Source organism: Azomonas agilis (genome assembly GCF_007830255.1).
Classification (GTDB): domain Bacteria; phylum Pseudomonadota; class Gammaproteobacteria; order Pseudomonadales; family Pseudomonadaceae; genus Azomonas; species Azomonas agilis.
In genome coordinates this window covers 22,732-48,790 of sequence record NZ_VLKG01000013.1, presented here as the reverse complement: position 1 = coordinate 48,790, position 26,059 = coordinate 22,732, and the positions used below count along the sequence as shown (strand labels likewise).

The following is a 26,059-nucleotide window of genomic DNA, read 5'->3' as shown; positions in this document are numbered from 1 at the left end:
CTCCATCCCCTTTCAATCCCGAGCCATCAAACGTGGAGCAAGCTCCCTTAGGGCACGGCGATAAACCTCTCGCTTAAAGGATACAACCTGCCCCAAGGGATACCAGTAGCTGACCCAACGCCAATCATCAAACTCAGGCTTAGGGGACAAATCCATGCGCACCCGGTGTTCATCCGAGAGCAGACGCAACAAAAACCACTTTTGCTTTTGGCCAATGCACACCGGTTGGGTGTTAAAACGCACCAAACGCTGGGGTAAACGATAACGCAACCAGCCCCGCGTACAGGCTAAAACCCTGACATCCTTGGACTCTAGGCCAATTTCTTCCTGTAGCTCACGGTACAAAGCTTGCTCGGGGGTTTCACGATCATGAATTCCCCCTTGAGGAAATTGCCAAGCATCCTGATTGACTCGTCTGGCCCATAGCACCTGCCCAGCAGCATTAGTCAAAATAATGCCGACATTGGGACGGAAACCATCGAAATCAATCACAGCATATGCTCTCAGAATGACTGGACAGAGCATTGTTCCATAAAAAGCCTAACCTCCGAAAGGCAGACTAGCCGCCACTTTTATGGAAAAACTGCTGCTCAATCAAGCCTCTGTTCCACATAGAGAGGATAAGGTGCTTGTATGAAGGAAATACCTATGCCGGTAGACCTCTTGAACGTGGCTTAACTCCAAACACTAACGTTGGATGTGCCTTTAATTTTGGAACTAAATAGAGATGAGCCTAAAAAGAGGCTCTATGGAGAGGGCTATCTCAAAATGACCCAAGCGACGGCTACGCACCCTGGCCTGATGTAGCGGATACAACACGTAAATTAAAACAGCCCACACCCCAAAGGCTGTGGGCAAGAGTCATCCCTATCAGTACTGCTTTGACCCTCCTTTCTGTTGAGCTGATACACAATAATTAGCTGGCCTTCTTCAACTGTTGCTGCTTGTCCGCCTCAGAATGAGGAATACGACTGTCGGGACTGGGTTTGATCGCACGGCTGCTTTCACCGCTGACCGATACCGGAATTTCACCAATCACCGTAGTACGGCGCACGATGCGGCGCGCGCTGCCGTAGTCGTCTACCGCAATATGCTGGGTGGCGCGGTTATCCCAGAGCGCTACATCACCCGGAGTCCAACGCCAGCGAATGGTGTTTTCCAGACGAGTAACGTAGTGGTTGAAAATCCGCAGCAGCTGCTGAGAGTCGTGACTGCTCACACCGAGAATCTTCTTCACAAAATGCCCCAGTACGAGGGCCTTCTCGCCGGTTTCTGGGTGAACGCGCACCAAGGGGTGCTCAGTCTCATACAGAGTGGAGGTGAACTCATTGCGGAAACGGTGGGTCGCAATGGCTTCGATTTGCTTGGGTGCGGCGTAGTCGTAATCGTTGGTGTGCAGTGTCCACAGGCTATCCGCCAGCACTTGCAGCGGCTTAGGCAAGTCTTGATAGGCGCTAACAGTGTTAGCAAACACCGTATCGCCACCGGCTTCAGGAATCACTTCACCGCGCAAAATGGTGATTTTGGGGTAGTCGACCACAAAGGTGATGTCGCTGTGCCAAGAGTTAGCCCGGGAGCGCTCGGAGTCCACATCAAAGATGCCTTGGGTATTTTCAGCGGTAGCAATGGTGGGGTGTACCACCAAATCGCCAAAGCGGCGGGATACGGTTTCTTGCTCAGCATCGCTCAGGTGCTGATCGTGCAGAAACACGGCTTTGTATTTGAGGATCGCCTGTTGCAACTCAGCAAACTGAGCTTCCGTTAAATCGGTAAGGCGAACACCGCTGATTTCAGCACCAATGCGGCCAGTGATGGGACGAATTTCCAATGACATGCTGCGCTCCTTTAGGGGACAAAACCCGCAAAATCGAAGAAGACAGAGGGCTGTTTGTTCTGTCAGATTCCTTTTTGATAAAGAGCAGGAAGCATGCCACTGAAGAAACCCGCCTATTTTGCGGCTGTTCAGCCTTAACTAGCCAAAAACTGTTGTATAAATCACAGTAATTCCCGCACTACTGCGCGATATAGCACAGTAAAACCTCATCATGTAAAAAGCCCGCTACCCTTGCGCGGATATCCCAATAAAATAAGGATATTATTCTCGAACGTGCATAAAAGAATCAGCCCAAACCATGTACTCATCGGCAGTAGAGTATTTTACCGATAACTCTGAAGCATTAAGATCACAGGTATTCATCCCACGTTGCTCACATAAACAATCGTATGTGGCTTTAATAGCTGCAAAATAAGCAGCGTGGCCGTTAATAACCACCCTAACGCCTAAACGAGCCAAACGCTCATTATCCCGCAACTTTGGATTGCCGTAAGTCACTAGCGTTAAAGGTACGGTTAAATGCTGGGCTATTTTCTCCAAGTGCTCAAAATCTGAGACACCCACCATACAGATTCCATCGGCACCAACAGCTTGATAAGCCTTAGCTCGCTCAATCACTTCATCAGTACTAATAACTTTGGCATTTGTACGCGCAATAATACTTAACGAAGGATCAACCCGAGCCTCTAAAGCTGCGCGTATTTTACCTACAGCCTCATCAATCCCAATTAAATCCGTGGATTTATGGCCAAACTTAGCAGGCAATAAAGTATCTTCAATGGTTAAGGCGGCAACCCCTGCTCGCTCTAACTCAACCACGGTACGCATTACGTTTAAAGCATTACCGTAACCATGATCTGCATCGACAATAATAGGCAAACGAGCTACTCGGCCAATACGAACGGCCTGCTCTACAAACTCGGTCAAACTAATCAATGCAAAATCAGGAGCCGCTAAGACCTGCAAAGAAGCCACTGAGCCGCCCAAAATACCCATTTCAAATCCGAGATCAGAGGCAATTCGGGCCGACATGGGATCAAAAACTGAAGCGGTGTGATAGCACTTATTAGACTCAAGTAAAGCTCGAAAATGTTTGCGTAATTCGAAGCTAGAATATGGAGTAGACATAAAAGCACCACAGATAAATAAGCGCTCCAGCTTACGCGGTAAGCTAATAGCTTATGTTGATAAAAAATCCCTAGCTTGATTAACAAGCTAGGGAAAATAAGAATGCAAAACCCCTATAGTGATGCATTCTTTGGCTCACACAAAACGAGATCAAATTTTAAACCTGCCTGAAACAGCACTTAATTTTTGTATTGTACTCACAAGCGTTGCACTTAAATTACCCACATCCTGAGAGCCCGCACTGGACTCTGATGCCAAACTGCTAATATTTACGATGGTTTTATCTATTAATCGCGATACTTCAGCTTGCTGCTGTGCCGCTTCGGCAATCACGATACTTCCATCCGTGATTTCAGCAATATTGCCAAATAAGCGCTCTAATAAATCACCCGTACTCTTAGTGGCTGCTACGGTCACTAACACATGGTCATTTGCCCCGTTTACTGAGGCTACCGCCTTTGCAGCACTCTCTTGAATCCTAACGACTATGTGCTCAATTTCTTGCGTAGACTGACTGGTTCTATAGGCTAAGGTTCGAACCTCATCAGCAACCACGGCAAATCCTCGCCCCGCCTCTCCAGCTCTAGCAGCTTCAATAGCCGCATTTAAAGCTAATAAGTTTATTTGCTCTGATATGGCTCGAATAACTTCTAGAACCTTTCCGACTCCCTGTGCTTCAGCCGCCAGATGATCAATGACCTGCTCTGTACTTTTAACCTCAAACCCCATCTTATTTATTTCAACTAGGGTTTCTTGGATTTTTTGGCGGCTTTCGTTAGATATGTCATTCACTAATACTGCAGAACTTGATGCATGTACGGTATGCCTGGCTATATCCTCGATAGAGGTTGACATTTCATTAACCGCTGTAGCCGCTTGCTCCAACTCTTGGTACTGATTCTGAATATTTTTATTGCTTTTAGCCAGAGTATCATCCAAATTCTTTGCCGAATTTTCTAACAAATTAACGGTATCTATTATCTGAGTAAGAAGGTTACGCTGTTGATCTTTCATCTTAAACAATAAGCTAAACAGCTCATTAACTTCCTTCATACCCTTTGGCTTTACGACACCTGTTAGATTTCCTTCAGCCATTTCTTTAAAACAAGCACCTACTTCAGATAATGGTGTGACTATAGTGCCATTCACAAAAAAACCACACACATATATTAAAATAACCGCGAATAGCGCTATTAAAAACAAACTATGTTTTGCACGCTCGGCTTTATTATCAGCCTGTATGATCAATGTATTAGTTTTTACGTTCAATAAATCTGTTAACACCTGCCGGGCAGCACTGTAGGCTTTACTGGCTACTTTCGTTTCTTCATTTACATTAATATAGTTCGCCAAACTGCCACTTTTTATAACATCCAGTTGCTTTAAAATTAACTCTTTATACCGAGTAAAACTTAATTCCAGCTTTTGGGCTTCTGCGTAAAGATCGGAGTCACTGGATATAGAGCGCTTAACCTCGGTCATTAACTGAGTCGCTGCATTCAGTCGATCCCAGACTGCCAGAATACTGCTTTCTAGGTTGCTGATACGCCCAGACTCTCGCTCAATAAGCGTTAAATGGGTTGTCGAGCTGGCTCTGGTAAGCCAAATGGCGGCATTATTAATTTTATCCAGTTGCTTAGAAAATAAATTCTCTAACTGTATAAAGTCTGATCGTGCGGATAACGCATTACTCCAAGAGAGGTATCCAACCAAAATAACAAGTAGGGTAAAAAGCAATAAGATGGAAACAAAACCAGATTTTACACTTATTTTATTAAGCATTAATTATCATCCTAAAAGGATAATAAAACCGACTAAATGGGGCAGCATGAATGCAGGTGGCATCAAAGCCACCTGCCCATAAGATGAGTTTATTTAATAAACTTCACTTGGCTGTTAATGCGCTCAATCACCGGGCCTTTCTTGGCATTAAAGCGGGCCTTGTTTTGCTCAAACAGATTATTACCCTTGGTATCAATGGAAATAATCAGCGGGCCAAACTCCCGTACTCGGTTCACCCACAGGGTTTCCGGCATGCCCAAGTCTTGCCATTCCGCGCCTTCAATCTCTTCCACCTGAGTGGCCGCCAAAACCGCACAACCACCGGGGAATACGGCATGCACCGCTTTATGGGTTTGGCAACCTTCAGCCGTTTCTGGCCCCATGCCGCCCTTACCCACAATCAACTTAACGCCGGTACGCTCGATAAACTGCTTCTCGAACTTTTCCATGCGCATACTGGTGGTTGGGCCGATGGACACCATTTCAAACTGGCCATCGTCCTTTTTGCGCACGATGGGGCCGGCGTGGAAAATAGCGCCGCCTTCTAAATTCACCGGCAGCTCGCGGTTTAACTCGATCAGTCGGCGGTGGGCCACATCGCGGCAGGTCACCAAACGTCCGGTCAGATACACCACATCGCCCACGTTCAGGGATTCCAGATCTTCATCTTTGATCGGAGTAGTCAGAATCTTTTTCACAGTGCAACTCCTTCGTGGGAGAGAACATCGTAGGAAAGGTCGGCGTTAATACGGATTTTTCCACGACGATGGGCCCAGCAGCCGGTCGAAACCGCAACCCCAATGGTGGACGGATGGCGGGCGGAGGATTCAATGTTCACGCCCATCACGCTGGCTTTACCGCTGAGTCCCTGTGGGCCAATACCGATTTCGTTCAGCCCCTCTTCCAGCAGCTCTTCCATCTTGGCGGCGTTGGCATTCGGATGCTTGGAGTCAATCGGGCGCAGGATGGCACGCTTGGACAAACGCGCTGCCGTTTCTACCGAGGTGGAAACGCCCACTCCGACCAGCAACGGAGGACAGGCATTCACCCCACGCGAAGTAATCACATCAAAGACAAACTCGGTGACCCCTTCATAGCCTTGTCCCGGCATCAATACCTTGGCCGAGCCCGGTAAGGTGCAACCGCCACCGGCCATATAAACGTCGATAATGGCGCTGTCGCTGTCGGGGATGATTTCCCAGTCCAACCAAGGCACCCGAGAGCCGGTGTTGGTGCCGGTGTTCTTCTCATCGAAGGTTTCCACCGCATTGTGGCGCAGTGGACCTTTGCGTGTGGCCTCTAAGGTCGCCTCGCGCAGAATGTCTTCCAACTCGCCCAATAGGGGAAACTTAGCACCGGCGCTGATGAAGTATTGAATGACTCCGGTATCCTGACAGCTGGGGCGGTCTAAACGATCCGCAGCCTCTTGGTTGCTGGACATGGACGCATAGACTTCTTTCGCCAATGAGTTGGTTTCAGCGGCCTGAAGCTCAGCCAATTTGCCTTTAATATCGGTAGGTAAACGCTTGCCGATATAGGCGGTGAATTTAGCCATCACGTCAGTCAGTGATTGTACGGCCTGTTCTTTATCCACGATTATCTCCTCGGGCCACTCACGCGACCCAATAACGGTTGATCTCAGGAAATTAGTGCCGATTTATACGGACTTAACCTGAGCAGCAGACTCATCAAAAGTGCCTTGAGTCGCCGTAGTTGTTGTCGTTTTTAGAGACTCTTGCTTGCCATCCAAGACTTTGTGCATGTGCTCTTGGTCCAAAGCACCGACCCAACGCGCGATGGCCATAGTGGCTACCGCATTACCAATGGTGTTAGTGATGGAGCGCGCTTCAGACATAAAGCGATCCACGCCCAACAGCAGTACGATGCCGGCTACCGGAATCTTGTCCATTGAGGCTAAGGTGGCCGCGAGGGTGATAAAGCCTGAGCCGGTCACGCCTGCAGAACCCTTGGAGGTCAGCATCAAAACGCCCAGCACAATTAACTCTTCCGTGAAGGTCAGTGGCGTATTGGTGGCTTGAGCAATAAAGATGGCGGCCATGGTGTAGTAAATGCACTGGCCATCCGGGTTGAAGGTCAATCCCGATGGAATCACCAAACCCACAACGGGTTTTGAAACCCCCACCTTCTCCAGCTTGTTCATCAGTTGCGGAACAACGGATTCAGAGGAGCTGGTTCCCAGTACGGTGAACAGTTCTTCGCGGATGTACTTGAGGAACTTCCACAGACTAAAACCGCAGATTCGGCAAATACTACCCAGTACTACCACCACAAACAGGAAGCAGGTGATGTACATGCAGGCCATTAACTTGCCCAGCGACACAATGGAACCCAAACCGTATTTACCCACGGTAAAGGCCATCGCACCGCACGCAGCCAGCGGTGCAACCCGCATGATCATGCCAACGATCTTGAACATGCCGTGGGAGAAGCTATCCAGAAAATCCACCACCGGCTTGGCTTGCGGCCCCATCTGCGCCAGCGCTACACCAAAGAAGGTGGAGAACACCAGAATCGGCAGAATCTCATTCTTGGCAAAGGCGTCGGCAACACTGGCTGGAATTAACTTCATCAGGAAGTCAACAAAGGACGTGCTATTACCTGAAGCAGCCGCTGAGGTATAGGTGGCGATACTTTGAGTATCTAAAGTAGCAGGATCAATATTCATGCCCACGCCGGGCTCGAAATAATTGACCACAATCAGACCCAAGGCTAAGGCCAGCGTGGACAGCACTTCAAAATAAATCAGTGCCTTACCACCCACATGCCCGAGCTCCTTCATGCTCTCCATTCGCGCAATACCTAAGACTACGGTTGCGAAAATGATGGGCGCAAAGACCATTTTAATGAGCCTAATGAAGGCATCGCCCAAGGGTTTTAATTCAGTGCCAATTTCTGGTGTGTAAATGCCCAGCAAAATGCCGACCACCACACCAATCAGCACTTGAACATAAAGTTTTCCAAGGAAATTCCCGATCATTGATCCTCCGAGTTATTTTTATTAACGGTAGGAAAAAAGACTGTTCGTACGCTGTTGAACGCGCACAACCAGCCAAAGCACAAACCTAAAAACACGGCGGGTTTGTATGCTGGCAAGATTACTGCTTTTCTGAACTCGTATAATCGATTCAAATTTAAAACATTAGTGAATTGGAGTTACCAATGAACCCAGTTTCCGAGCTGGCCTTTTTTGCCTTACTGATCCGTCTAGGCAGTCTGGCGGCCACCGCCCGCGAGCTGAATTTGACCCCTCCGGCGGTTTCCAAGCGTCTGAGTCAACTGGAACAACGCTTGGGCGTGCGGCTGCTCAACCGCACTACGCGGCGCATCAGCCTGACCAATGAGGGCGAGGTATATCTGGCTAATGCCCAGCGCATCCTGAAAGAAATCGAAGAAATGGAGCATCAAATCTCCAGCAGCCGCGCCGAGCCCAAGGGCTTATTGCGGGTGAATGCGCCCTTGGGGTTTGGCCGCACCTACGTTGGCCCGGCTATTTCAGGCTTTGCCAAACGGCATCCTGAAATTGAGGTACAGCTACAGCTCACCGATCGCCCGATTAACTTGCCCGACGATGCCATTGATGTGGGAATTCGCTTTGGAGATTTACCCGATTCGCGCCTTGTTGCGCGCAAAATCGCCGCCAATCGCCGCCTGTTATGCGCCTCTCCCAATTACCTCAGAGCCTTTGGTACACCTGAAACCCCCCAAGAATTAGCCCAGCATCAATGCATTGTTTTGCGCCAAAACGATGTGGCCTTTGGCACGTGGAAATTGACCAAAGGGGAGTACGGCGAGTCGGTGAAAGTACGCGGTGCTCTGAGTACCAACGACGGTGAGGTGGCCCTGAATTGGGCTTTGGAAGGGCACGGCATCCTGATGCGCGCCGAATGGGACTTAGCTAAATACCTACGCAGTGGGCGTTTAGTCGAGGTGTTATCCGATTATCAAACCCCGCCTGCCGATATTTACGCCGTTTATCTGGAGCGCCTAAACTTATCGGCTAAAGTGAGTTTTTTTGTGGAATACATGCGCGATTTTCTGCGAAAAAGCACCGATGGCCCGACCAAGCGCTTGCCCCTTTGGTGAGTATCAGCGGCCCGTCTTCAGCCCACTATAAAAACAAAATAGAATATACAAATTAAATTTGATTATTTTTAATCATAACAAAGCCCCGTTAGAGTCCTGCCGCATGCTCTCTCACTCGATCCGAGGCCACACGATGAACGGTCCCGTCCTGACGCTGGCTGCCCATGAAAACAGCCGTGCCGACATTCGCGCCAAAGCCCTACTGTTTGCCGATGCACGCTCCCAACAACTATTGGAACAGGCCGAACGGGTTGCTCACAGTTCGGTTCCCGTGCTGATTCAGGGTGAAACCGGCACCGGCAAGGAATTACTCGCCCGCCACCTGCACCAACGCAGCGGGCGCAAAGGGCCCTTTGTGGCCGTCAACGGGGCGGCCATTAACGAAAATCTGGCCGAAAGTGAATTCTTTGGCCACGAAGCCGGAGCCTTTACCGGAGCCCACAGCCGCCGCGAAGGTTGGTTTGAAGCCGCCAACGGCGGCACTTTATTTTTGGATGAAATCGGCGATTTACCGCTGAACTTGCAAGTCAAACTGCTGCGGGTATTGCAAGAGCGAGAAGTGGTGCGGGTTGGCGGGCGCAAACCCATTCCCATTGATATGCGCATCGTCACGGCCACCCATGTGGATTTGCACAACGCCATCAGCGGTGGGCGTTTTCGGGAGGATTTGTTCTACCGCCTGAACATCGTCACCCTTGCCATTCCGCCCCTGCGCGATCGGCCCGACGACATTCTGCCCCTAGCCCAACATTTTTTGCGCCAGTTTGCCCAAGAGCAAGGCCGTACTACACCGAGCCTCAGCCCTGAGGCCGTTGAACGTTTATTAAGCCACCGCTGGCCGGGCAATATTCGCGAGCTGGAGAACGTTCTACTGTCCGCCGCACTGCTGGCTCAGGGTGAGCGCATTGAAGGCGGGCATTTGCAACTGCGCGGACAGCCTCAAAACCGACGCAGCGCCGAACCGAGCATCGACCCCCTGTGGCAAAACATTCAGCACCAGCTCAGCGAACTCTTGGAGCGTGGCGACGAGGGGCTGTTGGCGCGCTGGGAAGGTCTGCTGCTGGAAACCACCCTACGCCGCCACCACTACAATCAGGTTCACAGTGCCGACCGCCTCGGTATCAGCCGCCACGCCCTGCGTACCCTGATGAAGCGCTACAACCTACTGCCCCTCGCTCGCCCTACTCATACCCTTAAACCCACTCAGGGCGCGGGATTCGGTTGACTGATATGGATTTGCTCAATCGCCGCTAACAGCTCATCGCTCAGCTTTAGTTCTAGGCTGGCTATGTTGCTGTCCAGTTGCTCCAGCGTGGTCGCACCGATGATGTTGCTGGTGACAAAGGGCCGCGTGGTGACGTAGGCCAAGGCGACCTGCGCAGGATCAAGGCCGTGGGCTTGGGCCAATTGAATGTAGGCCGAGGCGGCTTTGCGGGCCTGTGGGTTGTTGTAACGCTGAAAGCGCTCAAACAGGGTCAAGCGGCCTTTAGGCGGTTGCGCGCCGTTTTCGTATTTACCGGACAGCAAACCGAAGGCCAACGGTGAATAGGCCAGCAAACCGATCTGCTCACGGATGGCGATCTCCGCCAACCCCACCTCAAAGCTACGATTGAGCAAATTGTAGGGATTTTGAATCGACACCGGACGCGGCCAGCCTCGTGTTTCCGCCAAATGCAGGAAGCGATGCACCCCCCAAGGAGTTTCGTTGGACAGCCCCACATGGCGAATCTTGCCGCTTTTGACCAGATCATCCAGCACCGCTAAGGTGTCCTCGATGGGAGTGATATGGGCATGAGGGTCGTGTTGATAACCCAACTGGCCAAAGTAGTTGGTGAAGCGATCCGGCCAATGCAGCTGATAGAGGTCGATGTAATCGGTCTGCAAACGCTTAAGGCTAGCCTCCAGCGCAGCCGTCAAATTGGCGCGATCAAAATGGTTTGTTCCGCCGCGAATATGGGTAATACCGTTACCGGGCGGCGCGGCCTTGGTGGCGATGATCCAATCACTGCGGCCACCATGACGTTTAAAGTAATTACCGATCACTGTTTCCGTAGCGCCCGCAGTTTCGCCTTTCGGCGGCACCGGATACATCTCGGCAGTATCAATAAAGTTGATACCGGCGGCCTGAGCCCGGCGGATCTGCTCAAAACCCTCAGCCTCAGTATTTTGCTCACCCCAAGTCATGCTGCCCAAAGCTAAGGCGCTGACCTGCAAGTCGGTACGACCCAGAGGACGGTAGATCATGGGATCAGGCCCTCCAGCTTCAAGGCTTTTTGCACCGCTGGACGAGCCCGCACGCTATCACGCAGACGATTGATGGCGGTCAGCTCGGTAAAGGGCTCACCCAAAGGCAGCAACCAACCAGCAACCACGCTCAGGTAAAGGTCAGCAATGGTGTAACGTTCAGCGACCAACCAAGTTTTGCCCTGTAAATGCTGTTCTACATGCAGTAAAGCTTGGTGCAGTTGCTGGCGGGCTTTGGCTTGGATGCCGGGGTGAGTGCTCACCTCATCGGAATAGCGCTCCGGGCGACGCAAAGGCCGGAAGCAACCAACATGAATTTCGGTGGCCAAATAGCCCAACCAACGCTGAATCTGTGCCCGTTCCGCGCTACCGACGGGCGCAAACAGGCCCGCCTCTGGCTTGAGATCGGCCAGATAGGGCAACAGCGCCGTGTTTTCGGTCAGCAGGCTGCCATCTTCCAGCACCAGCGCCGGTACGCGGCCCAAGGGGTTGACCGCGTGGATGGGAGAGTCCGGGGTACGTACCGCTACTTTTTCAATCTGAATCGGCAAACCCAGCTCGTACACCAACGCATGGCTGGCTAAGGAACAGGCACTGGGGGCGATATAGAGCGTGCTCATCAAAAACCTCGGGCCGTATGTAGAAAAAGAAAGGGCCGCCCGAGACTAGGCAGAAAGCATGCCAGCCTTTCAAGCAGCCGGTTAGGCCGCTTCAGCCTGAAAGATTTACTGCTCTGGAGCAAGGGCCATTGTGGCTTCTCCCGCACTGGGGCGCGCAATCTGTGCGAATTTCAACACCTGCGCACAGTCGTCCATGCCCTAAACACAGGACTGAGCAACCCCTGTGGCCGCCCAAAGCCATCAGATAAGGCGGCTCCTATCGGGCTATTTATATATGGCTTTTTGATTTAACGGCATGGCACAGCCCCTGCACTCTGGGAATAACGCCGGATTGATCCGGGATGTCGTTTCACAAGGCCACAGGAAGCCTGATGATGAAATCCAGAGTGTTGCTCCCCCTACTTACCCTTTTTGCCACCGGCTGGTGTGCCCTTGCCAGCGCTGCAGATGCACCGGAAGTCATACGTTTTGGTGTAGCCACCGTGGGCAAGGGAGGAACGCCCTTTGCGGCAGGCTCTGTTACCGGCCTCGCCCACCAACGCAAAGCCGTTGAGGAGGAACTCAAGGCCGACAATATCAGGGTCGATTGGGTGTTCTTTAAAGGCGCAGGCCCAGCGGTCAACGAAGCCCTCGCCAACAAGCAATTGGATTTTGCATGGCAAGGCGACTTACCCGCCGTCATCGCCAAAGCCGGCGGCCTGAATACCAAACTGATTACGGCTGACTCTTTGCTGACCTCAGTGTATCTGGTGGTTCCGGCAGACTCACCGGCCAAAACTCTTGAAGACCTCAAGGGTAAAAAGGTCGCCCAATTCAAGGGCACCAACTTACAGCTGGCCACCGCGCGCACCCTTAAGGCTGAGGGTTTGAGCGAGCGCGACTTTCGGACGGTGAATATGGAGTTTTCCACCATGTCCAGCGCCCTCGCCTCTAAGGATATTGATGGCGCTTGGATGCCCGCCCAAGCCTTCGACCTACAGGCCGCAGGCGTGGCGCGCATCATCTACGATACCCGCGCTAAGAGTCCTAAATTCACCCGCCAAGGCCACGTACTGGTGGATGCTGCCTTTGAGCAAAAATACCCAGCCGTAGTGCAAAAAGTAGTGGATGCCTTGGTGAAAACCGCCGCCTGGGCCACAACGCCAGGGAATGAGGAGGCCGCTTTAGCCCTCTGGGCCAACGCTGGGGTGCGTATTGAATCTCTGCGGGCTGAGCAAGAGGGCCAATCCTTTATCCGACGTTACTCCCCACGCATTGATGAGTTCTTCATCGACCGTTACCGCGCCACAGTGACCGAATCCCGCGAGTTGGGATTACTGCGCGGTGATGTAGAGGTGAAGGATTGGGTTGAGCCTAAATACGTCAACAACGCCCTCGAGCGGCTGGGCTTCAAAAACCTATGGCCAGAATACGATGCCAATAATCAGCCCAAAAAAGCCCTGTGACACTCATGACCCTCACAGAAGCGGAGGCCATTCCTCCACCCGTACTGGCTTTAGGGCATTTTGTCCTGCTGAGCAGCCTCTCAGGGATCGGGATTGGGCTGGCCAAAATTGGGCTGGCGCTGCATGGCCTGAGTTTGAATGCCTCGGCGCTGGAGCTGGGCTTGATTGCTGGCGCTCAGACGATGGGGCTGCTGCTGGCCAGTTTACCCTGTGGGCTGCTGATTGAGCGCTTTGGGCCACTGCGGCTGTACCTAATTGGCAGCTTACTGGCAGCGCTGTTGTGTCAAGCACTGGCCGGACTACAGCAGGCCCTGCCCTTGATGTTGATGAGCCTGTTGCTCGGACTGTGCATGCCCTGCCGTTTAGTGGCACTGAACGCGGTCTTTATGCAGCAGTTAGCTTTTCTCAAGCCTTCGCAAACCGGCTGGCTGCGCGGTGCCCAACTGATTGGCATTCTGCTGATTGGCCCACCCTTAGCCGCCAGCCTATTCGCTGCCTTTGGAGCGGCGGGCAGTTGGCCCGTGATCGGTTTGGTGTTCGCCTGCCCCATGCTGCTGGCGTGGAAGGTGTTGCCGGGACAGTCCGCACAGAGTCCGGGGGCAGAAGCCCTGAGCCTAGCGGCGCTGCAACGGCAACTGGGGTTGCTGCGCCAAGAGCCTGAGCTAAGGGCCAATGGCCTATTGGATTTCTGCGTGCAAGCCAGTGCTCAGTTTTTCAGCTTTTTTATCGTCGCCATCACAGTACAGGACTTGGGCTGGTCGGCCCATCAAGCGGCCTGTTTGATTACGGTACACGGGCTGGCTTTTATTCTGGCGCTGTTCTTCCTAGGGCGTTTACTGGCGGACTTCCCCCAAATCAGTCGTCCGGCCTGTTTGCTGCTCAATCTGGTAGCACTGCTGATTCTGGGCCTCACGGATAACGCGGCCTTGGTGTGGCTGAGTGCGGTACTGCTCGGCATCAGTTTGGGGCTGTTACAGGTCGTCACCCTATCGCGCTATGCCGAACATGGCCGCCACTTAGGGCATGGCCGTATTGCTGGCTTGGCGGTACTGATTGGCCCCTCTGGCAGTCTGGCCGGTTGCCTGCTGGGCGCAGCCTTAGGCGGAGTGATTGGCCTGCAACCGCTGTTTCTATTCTTTGTGCCGGTGTTTGCAGTCTTTGCGCTGCATGGCCTGCGCCCGATGCTTCCCACCCGCTTTGTATTCAGGAGAGTCTTGGATGAGTAACTTACCCTTAATTTCGTGGCGGCCCTTATCACTACGGGCGGACATCAGCCGCTTTAGCGCGCCTAGTCTGCTTTGGGTCGGTAGCAAAGCCAGCGCCTTGGTGTTTCCGGCGCTGCTATTGGTGTTATGGCAAGTCGCCGTCAATCGGCACTGGGTGTCGGCACAAATTCTGCCGCCCCCAAGCTTAGTGCTGGAAAGCCTCCTACAGCTGTGGCACAGCGGCGATCTGTGGCGCGAGCTGTCCATCAGTTTAGAGCGGGTGCTGATCGGCTTTGTCCTCGGCAGTGCCGCCGGTTTGTTGCTCGGCATCGGCATGGGTCTATCGCGCACGCTGGAGGCCTATGTGCTGCCCAGCTTTCAAGCCATCAGCCAAGTACCGGTGCTGGGCTGGATTCCGCTGCTGATGATGCTGGTAGGCATCGACGAGAGCCTGAAATATCTGGTGATTGCTAAGGCGGTAATGGTGCCGATCACCCTGAATGCACTGGCAGGAATTCGCAACATTCCCAAGGGCTATCTGGAAGTGGCTCAGGTGTACCAGCTGGGTCTGGCCCAGCGCCTACGACGAGTCATTCTGCCCGCCGCTCTGCCCAGCCTCTTTACCGGCGTGCGCTTTGCTCTGACCAAAGGTTGGATCGCACTGGTAACGGTAGAGCTGCTGGCCTCCAGCGAAGGCATTGGCTACCTGATGGTGGACGGACGGCAGATGTTCCAGCTGGATTTGGTAATTGTCGGCATGTTGGTGATCGGCGTGGTGGGTTTGCTGCTGGATCAAGGGCTGGCGTGGGTGGAAATGCGCCTGCAACGCTGGCAGCGTCCTGCCTTTTGAGGGCTGACTGATGGCCCTCTTATCCCTGATTTCCCGTTACGACTGGCGCGGCTGGGTGCTGCCGCTGGCATTATTGCTGGTTTGGACGCTCTCCACTGCATTCGACTGGGTAGACACTCGACTGCTGGCCAGTCCGCTGGCGGTGTTATCCGCCTTTAGCAAAGCGGCCTTAAGTGGCGAGCTGTGGGTGGATTTAAGCGCCAGCCTAATCCGCAACCTGAATGGCTTTGCCCTCGGGGTTTTAGCAGGACTCTTGTTTGGCGGATTGCTGGGCCTGTCACGACAGGCAGAGCATTGGATTGGCCCCACCTTCCATGCCCTAAAGCAGATCGCCCTGTTTGCGTGGATTCCCCTGCTCTCGGCATGGTTTGGGTTTGGCGAACCGGCCAAGGTGACCTTTATTGCTCTTGCCGTGTTCTACCCCGTAGCCCTAAACACCTTTGAGGGCATCCGCTCGGTACGCCGCGAGCTGTACGAGGTCGCCCAAGTGCTCCGTTTATCACCCCTGCAACGGCTGCGCTATTTGGTGCTGCCTTCTGCGGCTCCGGCGCTCTTTACCGGCCTGCATCTGGGGCTGATTTATGCGTGGCTGGCCACCTTGGGTGCGGAGTACTTCTTCTCCGCCGCGCCCGGTATCGGTAACAGCATGATTGATGGCCGCGAGCATTTTCATATGGATCAGGTGCTGTACGGCCTGATGGTGGTGGGCGCGGTGGGGCTACTGCTCAATCGTCTGGCCCAGTCTTTAGAGCGCCGCCTGCTGCGTTGGCGCGATCACCGCTGATTTTAAGGAATGTTTTATGACTGCGGCCTTTCTCAGTTTGCAACGCGTCCACAAAAGCTTCGCCCTTGCCGATGGGCCACTGCCGGTACTTCAGGACATCAACCTCAACATTCGGCAAGGGGAATTTGTCAGCATCGTCGGCGGCAGCGGTTGCGGTAAATCCACCCTACTGCGTCTGCTGGTGGGGCTGGAAGAGGCTTCCGGCGGTAGCTTACTGCTGGAGAACGAGCCCATTCGCGGCACCGATCTGGCACGGGGTATCGTGTTTCAGGACCACCGCCTCTACCCTTGGCTAACGGTGGAGGACAACGTACTGCTGGCGCTGGCCAATGCGCCCCTGAGCAAAGCTCAACGCCATGAGCTGGTACAGGAACATTTGGCCTTGGTCGGCCTGAGTGGCTTTGCTAAAGCTTGGCCCTCGCAGCTGTCTGGCGGCATGAGTCAACGGGTGGCTATTGCTCGGGGCTTGGTCAACCGGCCCAAGGTATTGCTGCTGGACGAGCCCTTTGGCGCACTGGATGCTCTGACCCGCGCCCAACTTCAGGACGAGCTGGCGCGCATCTGGCTGGCCGAAGGCATCACGACAGTACTGGTCACACACGATGTGGATGAAGCGGTGCTGCTGGGGGATCGGGTGGTGGTGATGGAGCCGCGTCCGGGGCGGATTCGGCGCGTAGTGGAAGTCAATCTTCCCCACCCGCGCCGCCGCGATCAATTGGAGTTAGTACAGCTGCGTCAGGATATTTTGCAGGACTTTAGCCACAGCCCCAACACAGCCTTGGCTTAAGCTGAGTAGCGCTGAGGCCGTACCCGGAATTGCCCAACCAGCACATTGAGCTGTTCCGCCTGACCGGTCAGCTCCTGAGCCGCTTGGGTTGAAGCCTCGGAATGACGGCTGTTTTGATGGGTAACGCTGTCGATCTGGTTAATGGCTTGGCTGACCTGCTCAATTCCAGAGGCTTGCTGCTGAGCCGCTTCGGCAATCTCCGACACCAGTTGCGAAACCTGAGTCGCCCCCTGCACGATGCTTTCCAGAGCCTGTCCCGTTTCATCCGTTAGCGCCATGCCCCGCACCGAGCGCTCACTGGAAGTCTGAATCAGCAAGGCCGTTTGCTGAGCCGCTTCCCCACTGCGCGCCGCTAAATGGCGCACCTCATCCGCCACTACGGCGAAGCCGCGCCCATGCTCACCGGCGCGCGCGGCTTCAATAGCGGCGTTTAGGGCCAACAAATTCGTCTGGGCGGCGATCTCTTCAATGGTTTTGATGATGCGGGTGATGTCCTGCCCGGAGCGATCAATTTCTTGCATGGCCTCCTTCAAGCCCTGCATCAAACGGTTGCCGTTTTGTGCCAAGTGTTCGGACTCACAGGACAAATCGCGCGCCCGACTGGCATTTTTTGAGCTTTGGCTGATTTGCGCCGCCATTTGCTGAATGGTGGCCCCAATTTGAGTCACTGCCGAGGCCGATCCCGTAGCCCCCAGGGCCAGCTCCTCGCTCAAATGCCGCACTTCGGAAGCTTTAGTGGTGATCTGGCCCGCACCGCCTTGCACCTGCGCCACCAACCGATTCAGGTTATCCACCATGCGTCGTAGGGCCAGCCCCAACTGATCCTGATCCGAGGCCAGCTTGACCTCCAGATTCAGATCGCCCTGAGAAATCCGCTCAGCCAACAGGGCTTGGGCTTCAAGACTTTCGGCCATGCGATCCAAACTGGCTGACAACAGCCCCACCTCATCCACCGAGGCATGCCGCAAACGCCCGGAAAAATCACCGCGCTGAATAGAGCCTGCCAAGAGCGCCGCCCGACGAATAGGATCGGCCAAGGAACGCGCTAACCACCAGAGCACCGCCGAGGCCAGTAAAGCTACTACGACCCCGGAAAGAATCTGCAACACCAAACTGGATTGGCTATGCTGGCTCATTTCCCTAGCCAAGACTTGCGCCTCTTGTAAAACTACATCCTTGTGCAAACGCAGCAACACCGACCAGGGCTTACCCGTGCGTCCCAGAACAATGGGTGAAAATACCTCGACCTGTCCATCTGAAGTAATGCGGGCTAAAGATTCTCCAGCCTGCACCGCCTTTAACCCTCGCTCCGCATCCGCCGTCTGTAGGCGGCTGAAGGGCTGGCCAATCAGTTGCGGCTGGCGACTGTCGGCAATGATTAAGCCTTGATCGCTCAGGATGCTCACTGCACCTTGGCCCTGAAAGAGTTGCTGAGAGACTTCCTCACTGAGGCGTTGCACAAAATTCAGGTTGTAATCGGTACCGGCCACCCCTAAAAAACGCCCTCCGGCAATAATGGGCACCGATAGGGTCGCCAGCCACACCGGCTTACCCTGCACGATGTAAGGCAAAGGCCCCAGCACGCTCTCTTTGCGGGTTTCTTGCGGGCCGATGTACCAGCCGCCTTTCAGTACGCCGTTAGGGTGGGTATCGCGGGTGTCGTACTCCACCAAGGGTTGCACCGCGATATGGCCATCAGCTCCGCGCGTCCAATAGGGAGTAAAGCGCCCCGTCACCGCATTGTTGCCGTCCCGCCCGGTACGAAACTGGCTGTCGGCTCCGTCCACCGCATCCGGCTCCCAACAGGAATAGGTGCCGTTAAAGTCGGGATTGCTGCGCAGCACGTTTAACAACACCGCGTTAATCTGCGAACGCCCTAAACGCAGATCCCCACTTTCTGGAGCCGCCATTTTGGAAACGGCAAAGGTCTGCGCCAGAGTGCGCGCGGCATCTAAAGCCACATCAAAACGCGCGCGAATTTCACCGGCGTAGCGCCCGCCTAAATTTTGTAGGCTTTGTAAACTGTCTTTCTCAACTTGACTACTGACCCGTGCCACCACCAAAGCTTGGCTGTTGGTGTTGGAGTAAACACCGAAGGCAATCAGCAATCCGATGGCCACCACCAGACATAGGCCACCCGCAACCGCTATTTTTTGTTGTATTGACCGAAGCTGCATCTGTGCCCCCACGCATGAAGTACTGCCTCAACACACCCAACCTATCCAACAACTATAAACCTAGCGGGAGATAAAACGAGCTGAACGGTAACAATTATTCTGGACAACCCAGCGCATGAACGGCATCGGTCAATGGCCGCAGACAACCACTACCTTGGTGCTGTTTTCTGCCGTACTTCGTGTTGTGTTCGTGCTTGATTGATAAACCACAGAGCCAGCCGTGCGCTTTTTCACAACCCTTATCAGCACGCGTTCTGTTAATTCAGTTGCATCACCACCCGCCCACGACTGGGACATAGCTCCAAGTAGCGGGTGGCCTCCACAAAGTCGTTAAGAGAAAACACTCGGTCGATGGGTACCTGTAACTTACCTTCTTCCGTCAAGCGGTTGATCTGCCGCAGCGCCTGCTGTACTGCTTCTGGCTGAGGCTCAATGCCTAATTCAGGGTAGCCGGTAAAATCCAAAATACAGTGCCGGAAGAATTGCAGGTGCTTTTTAAAGGCTTCACAGGCAGGAAAAGCCGCATCGTTACCGCCATTTAAACCGTACAGCACCAGCTTAGCCCGTACAGCCGCCAGATCACCAAGGGACTTCATTTGAGGGCCACCGCACTGATCCATAATGATCTGCACTCCCTGCCCTCCCGTATGGCGCAATACCTCAGATACTAAATCCTGCTCCTCGGTCAGAACGATGTGATCAGCCCCCAGATACTCAATAAATTTCTGACTCTCCGCCTCGCTGGTGGCCCCAATAACACGCGCTCCCAAAGCTTTAGCCATTTGAACGACCTGCGGCCCTAAACAATGCCCGGCCTCAGTCACCAATACCCACTGACCGGGGCACAAATGGGCCAGATTCATCAACCCAAAATAAGCATAAAGGTAAGGGCTGTAATGAACTGCGGCCTGTACAGCACTCAGGCAATCGGGATAAGGCGTTAGCGCCCTGCGTGGCATCAACACAAAATCACCCCACGCAGGATAGCGATTAGGCGTACAGGCCGGAAAGGAAGCTACCCGCTGACCTAGATGCAGATCCTCAATATCAGGGCCTATGGCCTCCACCACTCCGGCTAATTCAGAGCCTATACCAGCAGGCAGTTGGGCTAACTCTGGGGCCAAATTCTGCCGCCATAGAACATCGTGCCAGTTCATCCCTAAAGCTTCCGTGCGAATCAGCACTTCGCCAGCGCCGGGAACTGGGGTCGGCAGCTCCTCCAAATGCAGTACGCTGGCCTCACCAAAGGCATGGAAACGAATCATGCGGGACATGGCACACCTCAGCCTCAAACACTGAATCAGGACTCTATCTATCTCAATACAAGGGTACCAAGTCTTTAGCACTGATAGTCACCATAAACACTGCTGATAACAGCTTGTTAGTGCTTGACGCACAGCTCTGACAAGGGCACTTTGATAAGCCCTGAGTGAACAATTCCATGAACCGCAACGATCTGCGCCGCCTTGATCTAAACCTATTGATTGTGTTTGAAACACTGATGCATGAACGCAGTGTAACTCGGGCTGCCGAAAAACTATTTTTAGGGCAACCGGCCATCAGTGCGGCGCTGTCTCGTTTGCGTACCCTGTTTGATGATCCTTTATTTGTGCGCACCGGGCGTACTATGGAGCCTACTACCCGCGCACAAGAAATCTTCACCCTACTCTCTCCAGCCTTAGACTCCATATCCACCGCCGTGAGCCGGGCAGCCGACTTTCACCCAGCCACCAGCAAGGCCGTGTTTCGCATTGGCCTATCCGATGATGTGGAATTCGCTTTACTGCCGCCACTACTGCGCCGCCTACGCACCGAGGCACCGGGGATTCAATTAGTAGTACGCCGCACTAATTATCTGCTGATGCCACAATTATTGGCCTCTGGAGAAATATCTGTGGGAGTGAGCTATACCGAGGAGCTGCCCGCCAACGCTAAGCGCAAAGTCTTACGCCGTACTCATCCACGCCTATTGCGCGCCGATGCCATACCCGGCCCCTTGGCCTTGGATGAATATTGCAAGCGTCCCCACGCCTTGGTGTCCTTTGCTGGAGACCTGAGCGGATTTATTGATGGTGAACTGGCTAAACTCGGCCGACAGCGGCGCGTCGTGCTAGCCGTGCCGCAATTTAACGGGCTTGGAGCTTTGCTAGCCGGTACGGATTTAGTGGCCAGCGTCCCCGACTACACCGCAGCCGTCCTAACGGCTGTGGGTGGGCTGCGCAGTGAACCCCTTCCCCTTGAAACACCCAGCTTCGAGCTGCATATGGTATGGCGAGGCGCTCAAGATAACGACCCCGCCGAGCGCTGGCTTAGATCGCGCATCCAGATGTTTTGCGGTGTCCCAGAAATAGCGCGCTAATCATTAACTCCAAGATTAGTGCTTATGTGAACCGCTGCACTTATCCGTAGAGGTACAGGCATTGATGTGCTCTGGTACTGGCATCTCTACATCCAAAAGCTGATTCAAACGTGGAATATTAAAGCCGCAGACTTTGGTATCCCCTACCTCAATCAAGGGACGCTTGATCAGCAAAGGCTCTTGCAGCATCCGCTCAATCAAAGCCTCCCGACCCAAAGCCACAGGATCAATTTCGCCAGATTTAATTTTAGGCGAGGCCGTATTCACAATGGCAGAAGGCTCTAAATCTGCAAAAAAAGCATTAAGGCGCTCTTTAGTCCAAGGAGTTTTCAGCAAGTCTCGCACTTCTAAAGCAATACCGTGCTCTTGCAATAAATCCTTTTGACGGCGATTACCGGCACAACCTGGCTTTTCATAAAAAACGACGCTTTTTTGTCCACTCATGGTGTTTTTACTCTCAAGGAAACCCAAAACGACCTAAGCCTATCTCAATCTTAATCCATCCAGCCAGAGCTCCAAGACATTACCTAAAGCTCGGATTTTAGCGACGCACAACGAAAGTTGATTGCAAAAACCCCCTACAGCAACTGCGCCCCTAAGTTTGATCATGGTAAAGTCATTCAAACTTAACCTGTAACGAGCGGCCTCCTAAGCAATAGTGTTCAAGGCAGCAACCCAGACTGGAGTCGTGGTTCATCCCAGAGACTAGGTCTTAGGACTGGCTCAATCTGGGCGATCTACAATCTAATGAGTAATATGATGGCTGACCTACCGATTGACGATATCAACATTTCCTCCAACGAACCCCTGATCACACCTGAAGCTCTGAAACAGGCGCTACCGTTAACACCTAAGGCTCAGGCCACCGTATCCCATGCCCGCCAAGTGGTGCGAGACATTCTGGATGCTAAAGACCACCGCCTGTTTGTGGTGCTTGGCCCTTGCTCTATCCATGACCTCAACGCTGCCCATGATTACGCTCAGCGCCTATTGCAGCTATCTCGCCAAGTAGAAGACACCCTGTACCTGATCATGCGGGTATATTTTGAAAAACCCCGTACCACCGTGGGTTGGAAAGGCCTAATTAACGACCCCTATATGGATGACTCGTTCAAAATTCAGGACGGTCTGCACATCGGCCGCAAGCTTTTGTTGGAGCTGGCTGAAATGGGCCTGCCAGCCGCGACCGAAGCCCTAGACCCCATTTCTCCGCAGTACCTTCAGGATCTGATTAGCTGGGCAGCCATCGGCGCACGTACCACCGAATCCCAAACCCATCGGGAGATGGCTTCAGGTCTGTCTTCAACTGTCGGCTTTAAAAACGGAACCGATGGCAGCTTAACGGTAGCCATCAATGCCCTACAGTCGGTTTCTCGTCCACACCGCTTTTTGGGCATCAACCAATCGGGATCGGTTTCCATCGTCACCACTAAGGGTAATCCTTACGGTCATGTGGTCTTGCGCGGCGGAAATGGCAAGCCTAACTATGATTCTGTCAGCGTTGCCCTGTGTGAACAGGAATTGACCAAGGCTAAAATCCAGCCCAACATCATGATCGATTGCAGCCACGCCAATTCCAACAAAGATCCGGCACTACAAACCCTAGTCCTAGAAAATGTGACCCACCAAATCCTAGAGGGTAACCGCTCCATCATCGGCCTTATGGTTGAAAGCCATATCGGTTGGGGCAATCAGCCACTGTGTGCCGATCTTAGCCAACTTAAGTACGGTGTCTCCATCACCGATGCCTGCATTGACTGGGAAACCACAGAACAGGCTATTTTGACCATGCATCACAAGCTCAAAGATGCACTGCCCAACCGTCGTCAGCCCAGCTAACAGCCGTTTGTCGCGGTGTTCTTATTAAACCCAGAACACCGCTACTCGTTCTATACTTCGTTCATAAATGTCAAATAGGCTATGCTTAAAGAGATAGTTTACACATCGATAGAGTGTCAATCGGCTGCTTTCAATAAAGTAAAACCTCATATAAAAATGCAGCAACACTAAAATATACTGGAAGACCCCAGCCGTTTTCGGCAACCGCTGGGATCTTGGATAAGGATGGCCCTCTAATACGTTCTGTACCCCTATAACAAAGAGGTGTCCTGTTTTGATTAAGGTTCTAGTGGTTGACGACCACGATCTGGTACGCACGGGTATCGTCAAGATGTTGGCAGATATCAAGGGTATTGAAGTCATAGGGCAGGCTAACTCAGGGGAAGGAGCCATTGCCCAAGTGCGTCTGTTAAAACCGGACGTGGTGCTGATGGATATTCGTATGCCGGGCATGGATGGCCTTGAGGCAACGCGCCGTCTACTGCGCACCCACCCCGATGTGAAAGTCATTGCAGTAACCGCCTACGACGAAGCTCCCTTTCCAACCCGCTTAATGCAAGCGGGCGCTTCGGGCTATCTCACCAAAGGGGCAGACCTGAAAGAAATGGTGCAGGCTATTCAGGATGTATTTGCAGGCAAGGATTACATCAGCCCACCCATTGCGCAACAATTGGCCCGTCAAGCCATTCAGCCTCAGAAGAGCCAATCCCCCTTTGATCTGCTCTCAGAGCGGGAAATACAGGTAGCGCTCATGCTGGCGAACGGTCAAAAACCTCAAAGTATTTCTGATCAGCTATGTCTGTCGCCTAAAACCATTACTACCTACAGACACCGTATTTTTGAAAAGCTGGATGTCGATAGCGACGTAAAATTAGCATTGTTAGCCGTTCGGCATGGCATGGTGGATAATCTGCACTAATGCTCAACCTGTTTGATGCAACACAGTTTTTAAGCCATTGCTCCCAACGCCCCGGTGTTTATCGGATGCTGGATGCACAGGGGCAACTGCTCTACGTTGGCAAGGCTAAAAACCTGAAAAAACGTTTATCCAGCTATTTCCGCAGCTCAGGATTAGCCCCCAAAACGGCGGCGCTCGTCAGTCGCATTGCGCAGATTGAGCTAAGCATCACTCAGAATGAAACAGAAGCCCTCATTCTGGAGCAGAATCTGATTAAGGAATGGCTCCCGCCCTACAACATTCTGCTCAGGGACGATAAGTCCTATCCCTACATTCTGGTGTCCCACGGCCCTTACCCACGCCTCAGCCTACATCGAGGGGCGAAAAACCCAAAAGCAGGGCGTTATTTCGGGCCTTATCCCAGTAGTGGCGCGGTTCGGGATACCTTAAATCTGCTGCAAAAAACCTTTCTAGTACGCCTATGTGAAGATAGCCAATTCAGCAACCGCAGCCGACCCTGCTTGCAACACCAAATTCAACGCTGCAAAGCTCCCTGTGTTTACCCCATAGACCCACAGGAATACGCCGAGGATATTCGTTGCTGCACTCTTTTTTTAGAGGGTCGCAGCAATACCCTAACCGCTGAATTGGCCACCCGCATGGAAGAACGTGCTGCTGTGCTGGATTTTGAAGGCGCAGCTCAATTACGAGACCAGATTGCCCAGCTGCGTAATATCCAAAGTCAACAAGACATGGAAAGTAAGCAGGAGAATCTGGATGTAATTGTTGCGGTAGTGCAAGGCGCACAGACCGTGATCGGCTTAATGAGCGTACGCAATGGACGGGTGCTTGGCGATCAGCACTTTTTCCCCCATTTAGCCTTAGAAACTGAAGCTCCTGAGGTCTTGCTGGCCTTTCTGGAACAGCATTATCTGGGGACTACAGAATCCAATATTCCTGAACAATTGATTGTTAGCCATACCCACGAAGGATTCGAGCCGCTGATCCAAGCACTCAGTAGCTTAAAAGGCCGCAAAGTCTCCATTAACTACCCACACCGAGGTATTCGACTCCGTTGGCTGCATACAGCACAGCAAAATGCTGAGCTAGCACTAAGTCACCGCACTCAGGATCGACAACAGATCGCCCAGCGCCTAGAAGCCTTACAAAACGCCTTAGGCTTTAATCAAGCCATTCAACGTCTGGAATGCTTTGATGTCAGCCACGCACAGGGAGAGGCCACTGTCGCTTCCTGCGTTGCCTTTGGCCCAGAGGGCTCCATCAAATCGGATTACCGCTGCTACAACATTCATCAAATATCTACAGGCGACGACTATGCAGCTTTAGAACATGCTTTGCGGAAGCGTTTTACCTCATCCGATGCACAAGCCAATAAACACCCTGATGTGTTATTGATTGATGGTGGAGCGGGCCAATTACAGCGAGCACGCCGTACTCTTGCTGAACTTGGCTTGAATATGCCGTTGTTGGCTGTCGCCAAAGGCCATACTCGAAAAGCTGGTTTAGAAAGCCTGTACCTAAATACGCCAGACCAAGCTTTAAACTTAGCCCCTCAGTCACCAGCCCTGCATTTAATCCAACAGGTTCGAGACGAAGCTCATCGCTTTGCCATAACGGGCAATAGAACGCGGCTAAATAAAGCCCGTCGAACCTCTACACTAGAGAGTATTCGAGGGGTTGGTCCTAATCGGCGGCGCGAACTGTTGCGATATTTTGGTGGCCTTCAGGCCCTAAAAAATGCCAGCATTGAGGAGATTATCCGAGTGCCCGGTATCAGTCAGAGGCTTGCTGAATCTATTTATAACAGCCTGCATCATGAATAAAATTCCACGCGCTGCACACCGATCACCACCGGCCCAACAGAATGGAAGCGTCACCATCAGGACATTCTGTAAGTACAGATAGCCTTAACTAAAGAGGACACGAGACAGGGGCGACTCAACATCGCCGCGCTATCCCTCCCCGCTCCTTTGGATACGGGG

23 protein-coding genes are annotated in these 26,059 nt (G+C 52.9%); 11 read left to right on the top strand and 12 right to left on the bottom strand.

The window, feature by feature from the left end; translation table 11 throughout:
• Positions 1 to 12 precede the first annotated feature (12 nt).
• The 7 genes from rppH to LX59_RS13875 all read right to left on the bottom strand — a co-directional run bounded on the left by rppH (position 13) and on the right by LX59_RS13875 (position 7,742).
• Positions 13 to 492 (bottom strand): RNA pyrophosphohydrolase, encoded by a 480-nt coding sequence (gene rppH, locus LX59_RS13905; RefSeq protein WP_144572903.1) that lies wholly within the window; start codon positions 490 to 492, stop codon positions 13 to 15.
• A 424-nt stretch (positions 493 to 916) separates the two neighbouring features.
• Positions 917 to 1,834: a TauD/TfdA dioxygenase family protein gene (locus LX59_RS13900; protein ID WP_144572901.1), complete on the bottom strand. Its 918-nt coding sequence runs from the start codon at positions 1,832 to 1,834 to the stop codon at positions 917 to 919.
• 261 nt (positions 1,835 to 2,095) lie between these two features.
• Positions 2,096 to 2,962: an isocitrate lyase/PEP mutase family protein gene (locus LX59_RS13895; RefSeq protein WP_144572899.1), complete on the bottom strand. Its 867-nt coding sequence runs from the start codon at positions 2,960 to 2,962 to the stop codon at positions 2,096 to 2,098.
• A 150-nt stretch (positions 2,963 to 3,112) separates the two neighbouring features.
• The gene (locus LX59_RS13890; RefSeq protein ID WP_144572897.1) at positions 3,113 to 4,744 is read right to left on the bottom strand and encodes a methyl-accepting chemotaxis protein; all 1,632 of its coding nucleotides are present in this window, start codon (positions 4,742 to 4,744) and stop codon (positions 3,113 to 3,115) included.
• A gap of 89 nt (positions 4,745 to 4,833) precedes the next feature.
• Positions 4,834 to 5,442 carry a L(+)-tartrate dehydratase subunit beta gene (gene ttdB / locus LX59_RS13885; protein ID WP_144572895.1) on the bottom strand — a complete coding sequence of 203 codons (609 nt, stop codon included), beginning with the start codon at positions 5,440 to 5,442 and terminating at the stop codon, positions 4,834 to 4,836.
• On the bottom strand, positions 5,439 to 6,338 hold the full coding sequence (gene ttdA, locus LX59_RS13880; RefSeq protein WP_144572893.1) for a L(+)-tartrate dehydratase subunit alpha: 900 nt from the start codon (positions 6,336 to 6,338) through the stop codon (positions 5,439 to 5,441). Before ttdA ends, ttdB begins: the two co-directional genes overlap by 4 nt.
• A gap of 63 nt (positions 6,339 to 6,401) precedes the next feature.
• Positions 6,402 to 7,742 (bottom strand): dicarboxylate/amino acid:cation symporter, encoded by a 1,341-nt coding sequence (locus LX59_RS13875; protein ID WP_144572891.1) that lies wholly within the window; start codon positions 7,740 to 7,742, stop codon positions 6,402 to 6,404.
• Between the two features lie 182 nt (positions 7,743 to 7,924).
• Between LX59_RS13875 and LX59_RS13870 the strand changes: the two genes are divergently transcribed.
• Both LX59_RS13870 and LX59_RS13865 read left to right on the top strand, forming a co-directional pair.
• Complete coding sequence (locus LX59_RS13870; protein ID WP_144572889.1) at positions 7,925 to 8,848, top strand: LysR family transcriptional regulator; 924 nt, start codon at positions 7,925 to 7,927, stop codon at positions 8,846 to 8,848.
• A 133-nt stretch (positions 8,849 to 8,981) separates the two neighbouring features.
• Positions 8,982 to 10,073, top strand: coding sequence for a sigma-54 interaction domain-containing protein (locus LX59_RS13865; protein ID WP_144572887.1), 1,092 nt, complete (start codon positions 8,982 to 8,984; stop codon positions 10,071 to 10,073).
• Here LX59_RS13865 and LX59_RS13860 read toward each other — a convergent pair.
• A complete protein-coding gene (locus LX59_RS13860) occupies positions 10,052 to 11,092 on the bottom strand; it encodes an NADP(H)-dependent aldo-keto reductase (protein WP_144572885.1) in 1,041 nt (346 codons plus the stop codon). The genes LX59_RS13865 and LX59_RS13860 overlap by 22 nt on opposite strands.
• Positions 11,089 to 11,712, bottom strand: a complete 624-nt coding sequence (locus LX59_RS13855) for a glutathione binding-like protein (protein ID WP_144572882.1) — start codon at positions 11,710 to 11,712, stop codon at positions 11,089 to 11,091. The genes LX59_RS13860 and LX59_RS13855 overlap by 4 nt, the downstream gene beginning before the upstream one ends.
• Positions 11,713 to 12,083: 371 nt before the next feature.
• On the opposite strand from LX59_RS13855, the gene LX59_RS13850 reads away from it, so the two are divergent.
• Genes LX59_RS13850 through LX59_RS13830 form a run of 5 tightly spaced genes read left to right on the top strand, consistent with a single transcriptional unit; the run spans position 12,084 to position 16,783 of the window.
• Positions 12,084 to 13,157, top strand: coding sequence for an ABC transporter substrate-binding protein (locus tag LX59_RS13850; RefSeq protein WP_246118770.1), 1,074 nt, complete (start codon positions 12,084 to 12,086; stop codon positions 13,155 to 13,157).
• Between the two features lie 5 nt (positions 13,158 to 13,162).
• On the top strand, positions 13,163 to 14,383 hold the full coding sequence (locus LX59_RS13845; RefSeq protein WP_144572879.1) for an MFS transporter: 1,221 nt from the start codon (positions 13,163 to 13,165) through the stop codon (positions 14,381 to 14,383).
• Entirely contained in the window at positions 14,376 to 15,212 is an 837-nt protein-coding gene (locus tag LX59_RS13840; RefSeq protein WP_144572875.1) for an ABC transporter permease, read from the top strand. The genes LX59_RS13845 and LX59_RS13840 overlap by 8 nt, the downstream gene beginning before the upstream one ends.
• Positions 15,213 to 15,222: 10 nt before the next feature.
• On the top strand, positions 15,223 to 15,996 hold the full coding sequence (locus tag LX59_RS13835; protein ID WP_144572872.1) for an ABC transporter permease: 774 nt from the start codon (positions 15,223 to 15,225) through the stop codon (positions 15,994 to 15,996).
• 16 nt (positions 15,997 to 16,012) lie between these two features.
• Positions 16,013 to 16,783, top strand: coding sequence for an ABC transporter ATP-binding protein (locus tag LX59_RS13830; protein ID WP_144572869.1), 771 nt, complete (start codon positions 16,013 to 16,015; stop codon positions 16,781 to 16,783).
• On the opposite strand, the gene LX59_RS13825 is transcribed toward LX59_RS13830, so the two are convergent.
• Both LX59_RS13825 and LX59_RS13820 read right to left on the bottom strand, forming a co-directional pair.
• Positions 16,780 to 18,960, bottom strand: coding sequence for a methyl-accepting chemotaxis protein (locus LX59_RS13825; protein WP_144572866.1), 2,181 nt, complete (start codon positions 18,958 to 18,960; stop codon positions 16,780 to 16,782). The two genes, LX59_RS13830 and LX59_RS13825, sit on opposite strands and share 4 nt — an antisense overlap.
• Positions 18,961 to 19,217: 257 nt before the next feature.
• Positions 19,218 to 20,234, bottom strand: a complete 1,017-nt coding sequence (locus LX59_RS13820; protein WP_144572863.1) for a zinc-dependent alcohol dehydrogenase family protein — start codon at positions 20,232 to 20,234, stop codon at positions 19,218 to 19,220.
• A gap of 167 nt (positions 20,235 to 20,401) precedes the next feature.
• On the opposite strand from LX59_RS13820, the gene LX59_RS13815 reads away from it, so the two are divergent.
• Complete coding sequence (locus LX59_RS13815; protein ID WP_144572860.1) at positions 20,402 to 21,319, top strand: LysR family transcriptional regulator; 918 nt, start codon at positions 20,402 to 20,404, stop codon at positions 21,317 to 21,319.
• Positions 21,320 to 21,334: 15 nt separating this feature from the next.
• Here LX59_RS13815 and LX59_RS13810 read toward each other — a convergent pair whose 3' ends face one another.
• Positions 21,335 to 21,763, bottom strand: coding sequence for an ArsC/Spx/MgsR family protein (locus LX59_RS13810; protein ID WP_144572857.1), 429 nt, complete (start codon positions 21,761 to 21,763; stop codon positions 21,335 to 21,337).
• Positions 21,764 to 22,078: 315 nt separating this feature from the next.
• On the opposite strand from LX59_RS13810, the gene LX59_RS13805 reads away from it, so the two are divergent.
• From LX59_RS13805 to uvrC, 3 genes are all read left to right on the top strand, one after another.
• Entirely contained in the window at positions 22,079 to 23,158 is a 1,080-nt protein-coding gene (locus LX59_RS13805; protein WP_144572854.1) for a 3-deoxy-7-phosphoheptulonate synthase, read from the top strand.
• Positions 23,159 to 23,432: 274 nt separating this feature from the next.
• On the top strand, positions 23,433 to 24,077 hold the full coding sequence (gene uvrY, locus LX59_RS13800; RefSeq protein ID WP_144572851.1) for a UvrY/SirA/GacA family response regulator transcription factor: 645 nt from the start codon (positions 23,433 to 23,435) through the stop codon (positions 24,075 to 24,077).
• Entirely contained in the window at positions 24,077 to 25,900 is a 1,824-nt protein-coding gene (uvrC, locus tag LX59_RS13795) for an excinuclease ABC subunit UvrC (protein WP_144572848.1), read from the top strand. Before uvrY ends, uvrC begins: the two co-directional genes overlap by 1 nt.
• Positions 25,901 to 26,059: the final 159 nt, after the last annotated feature.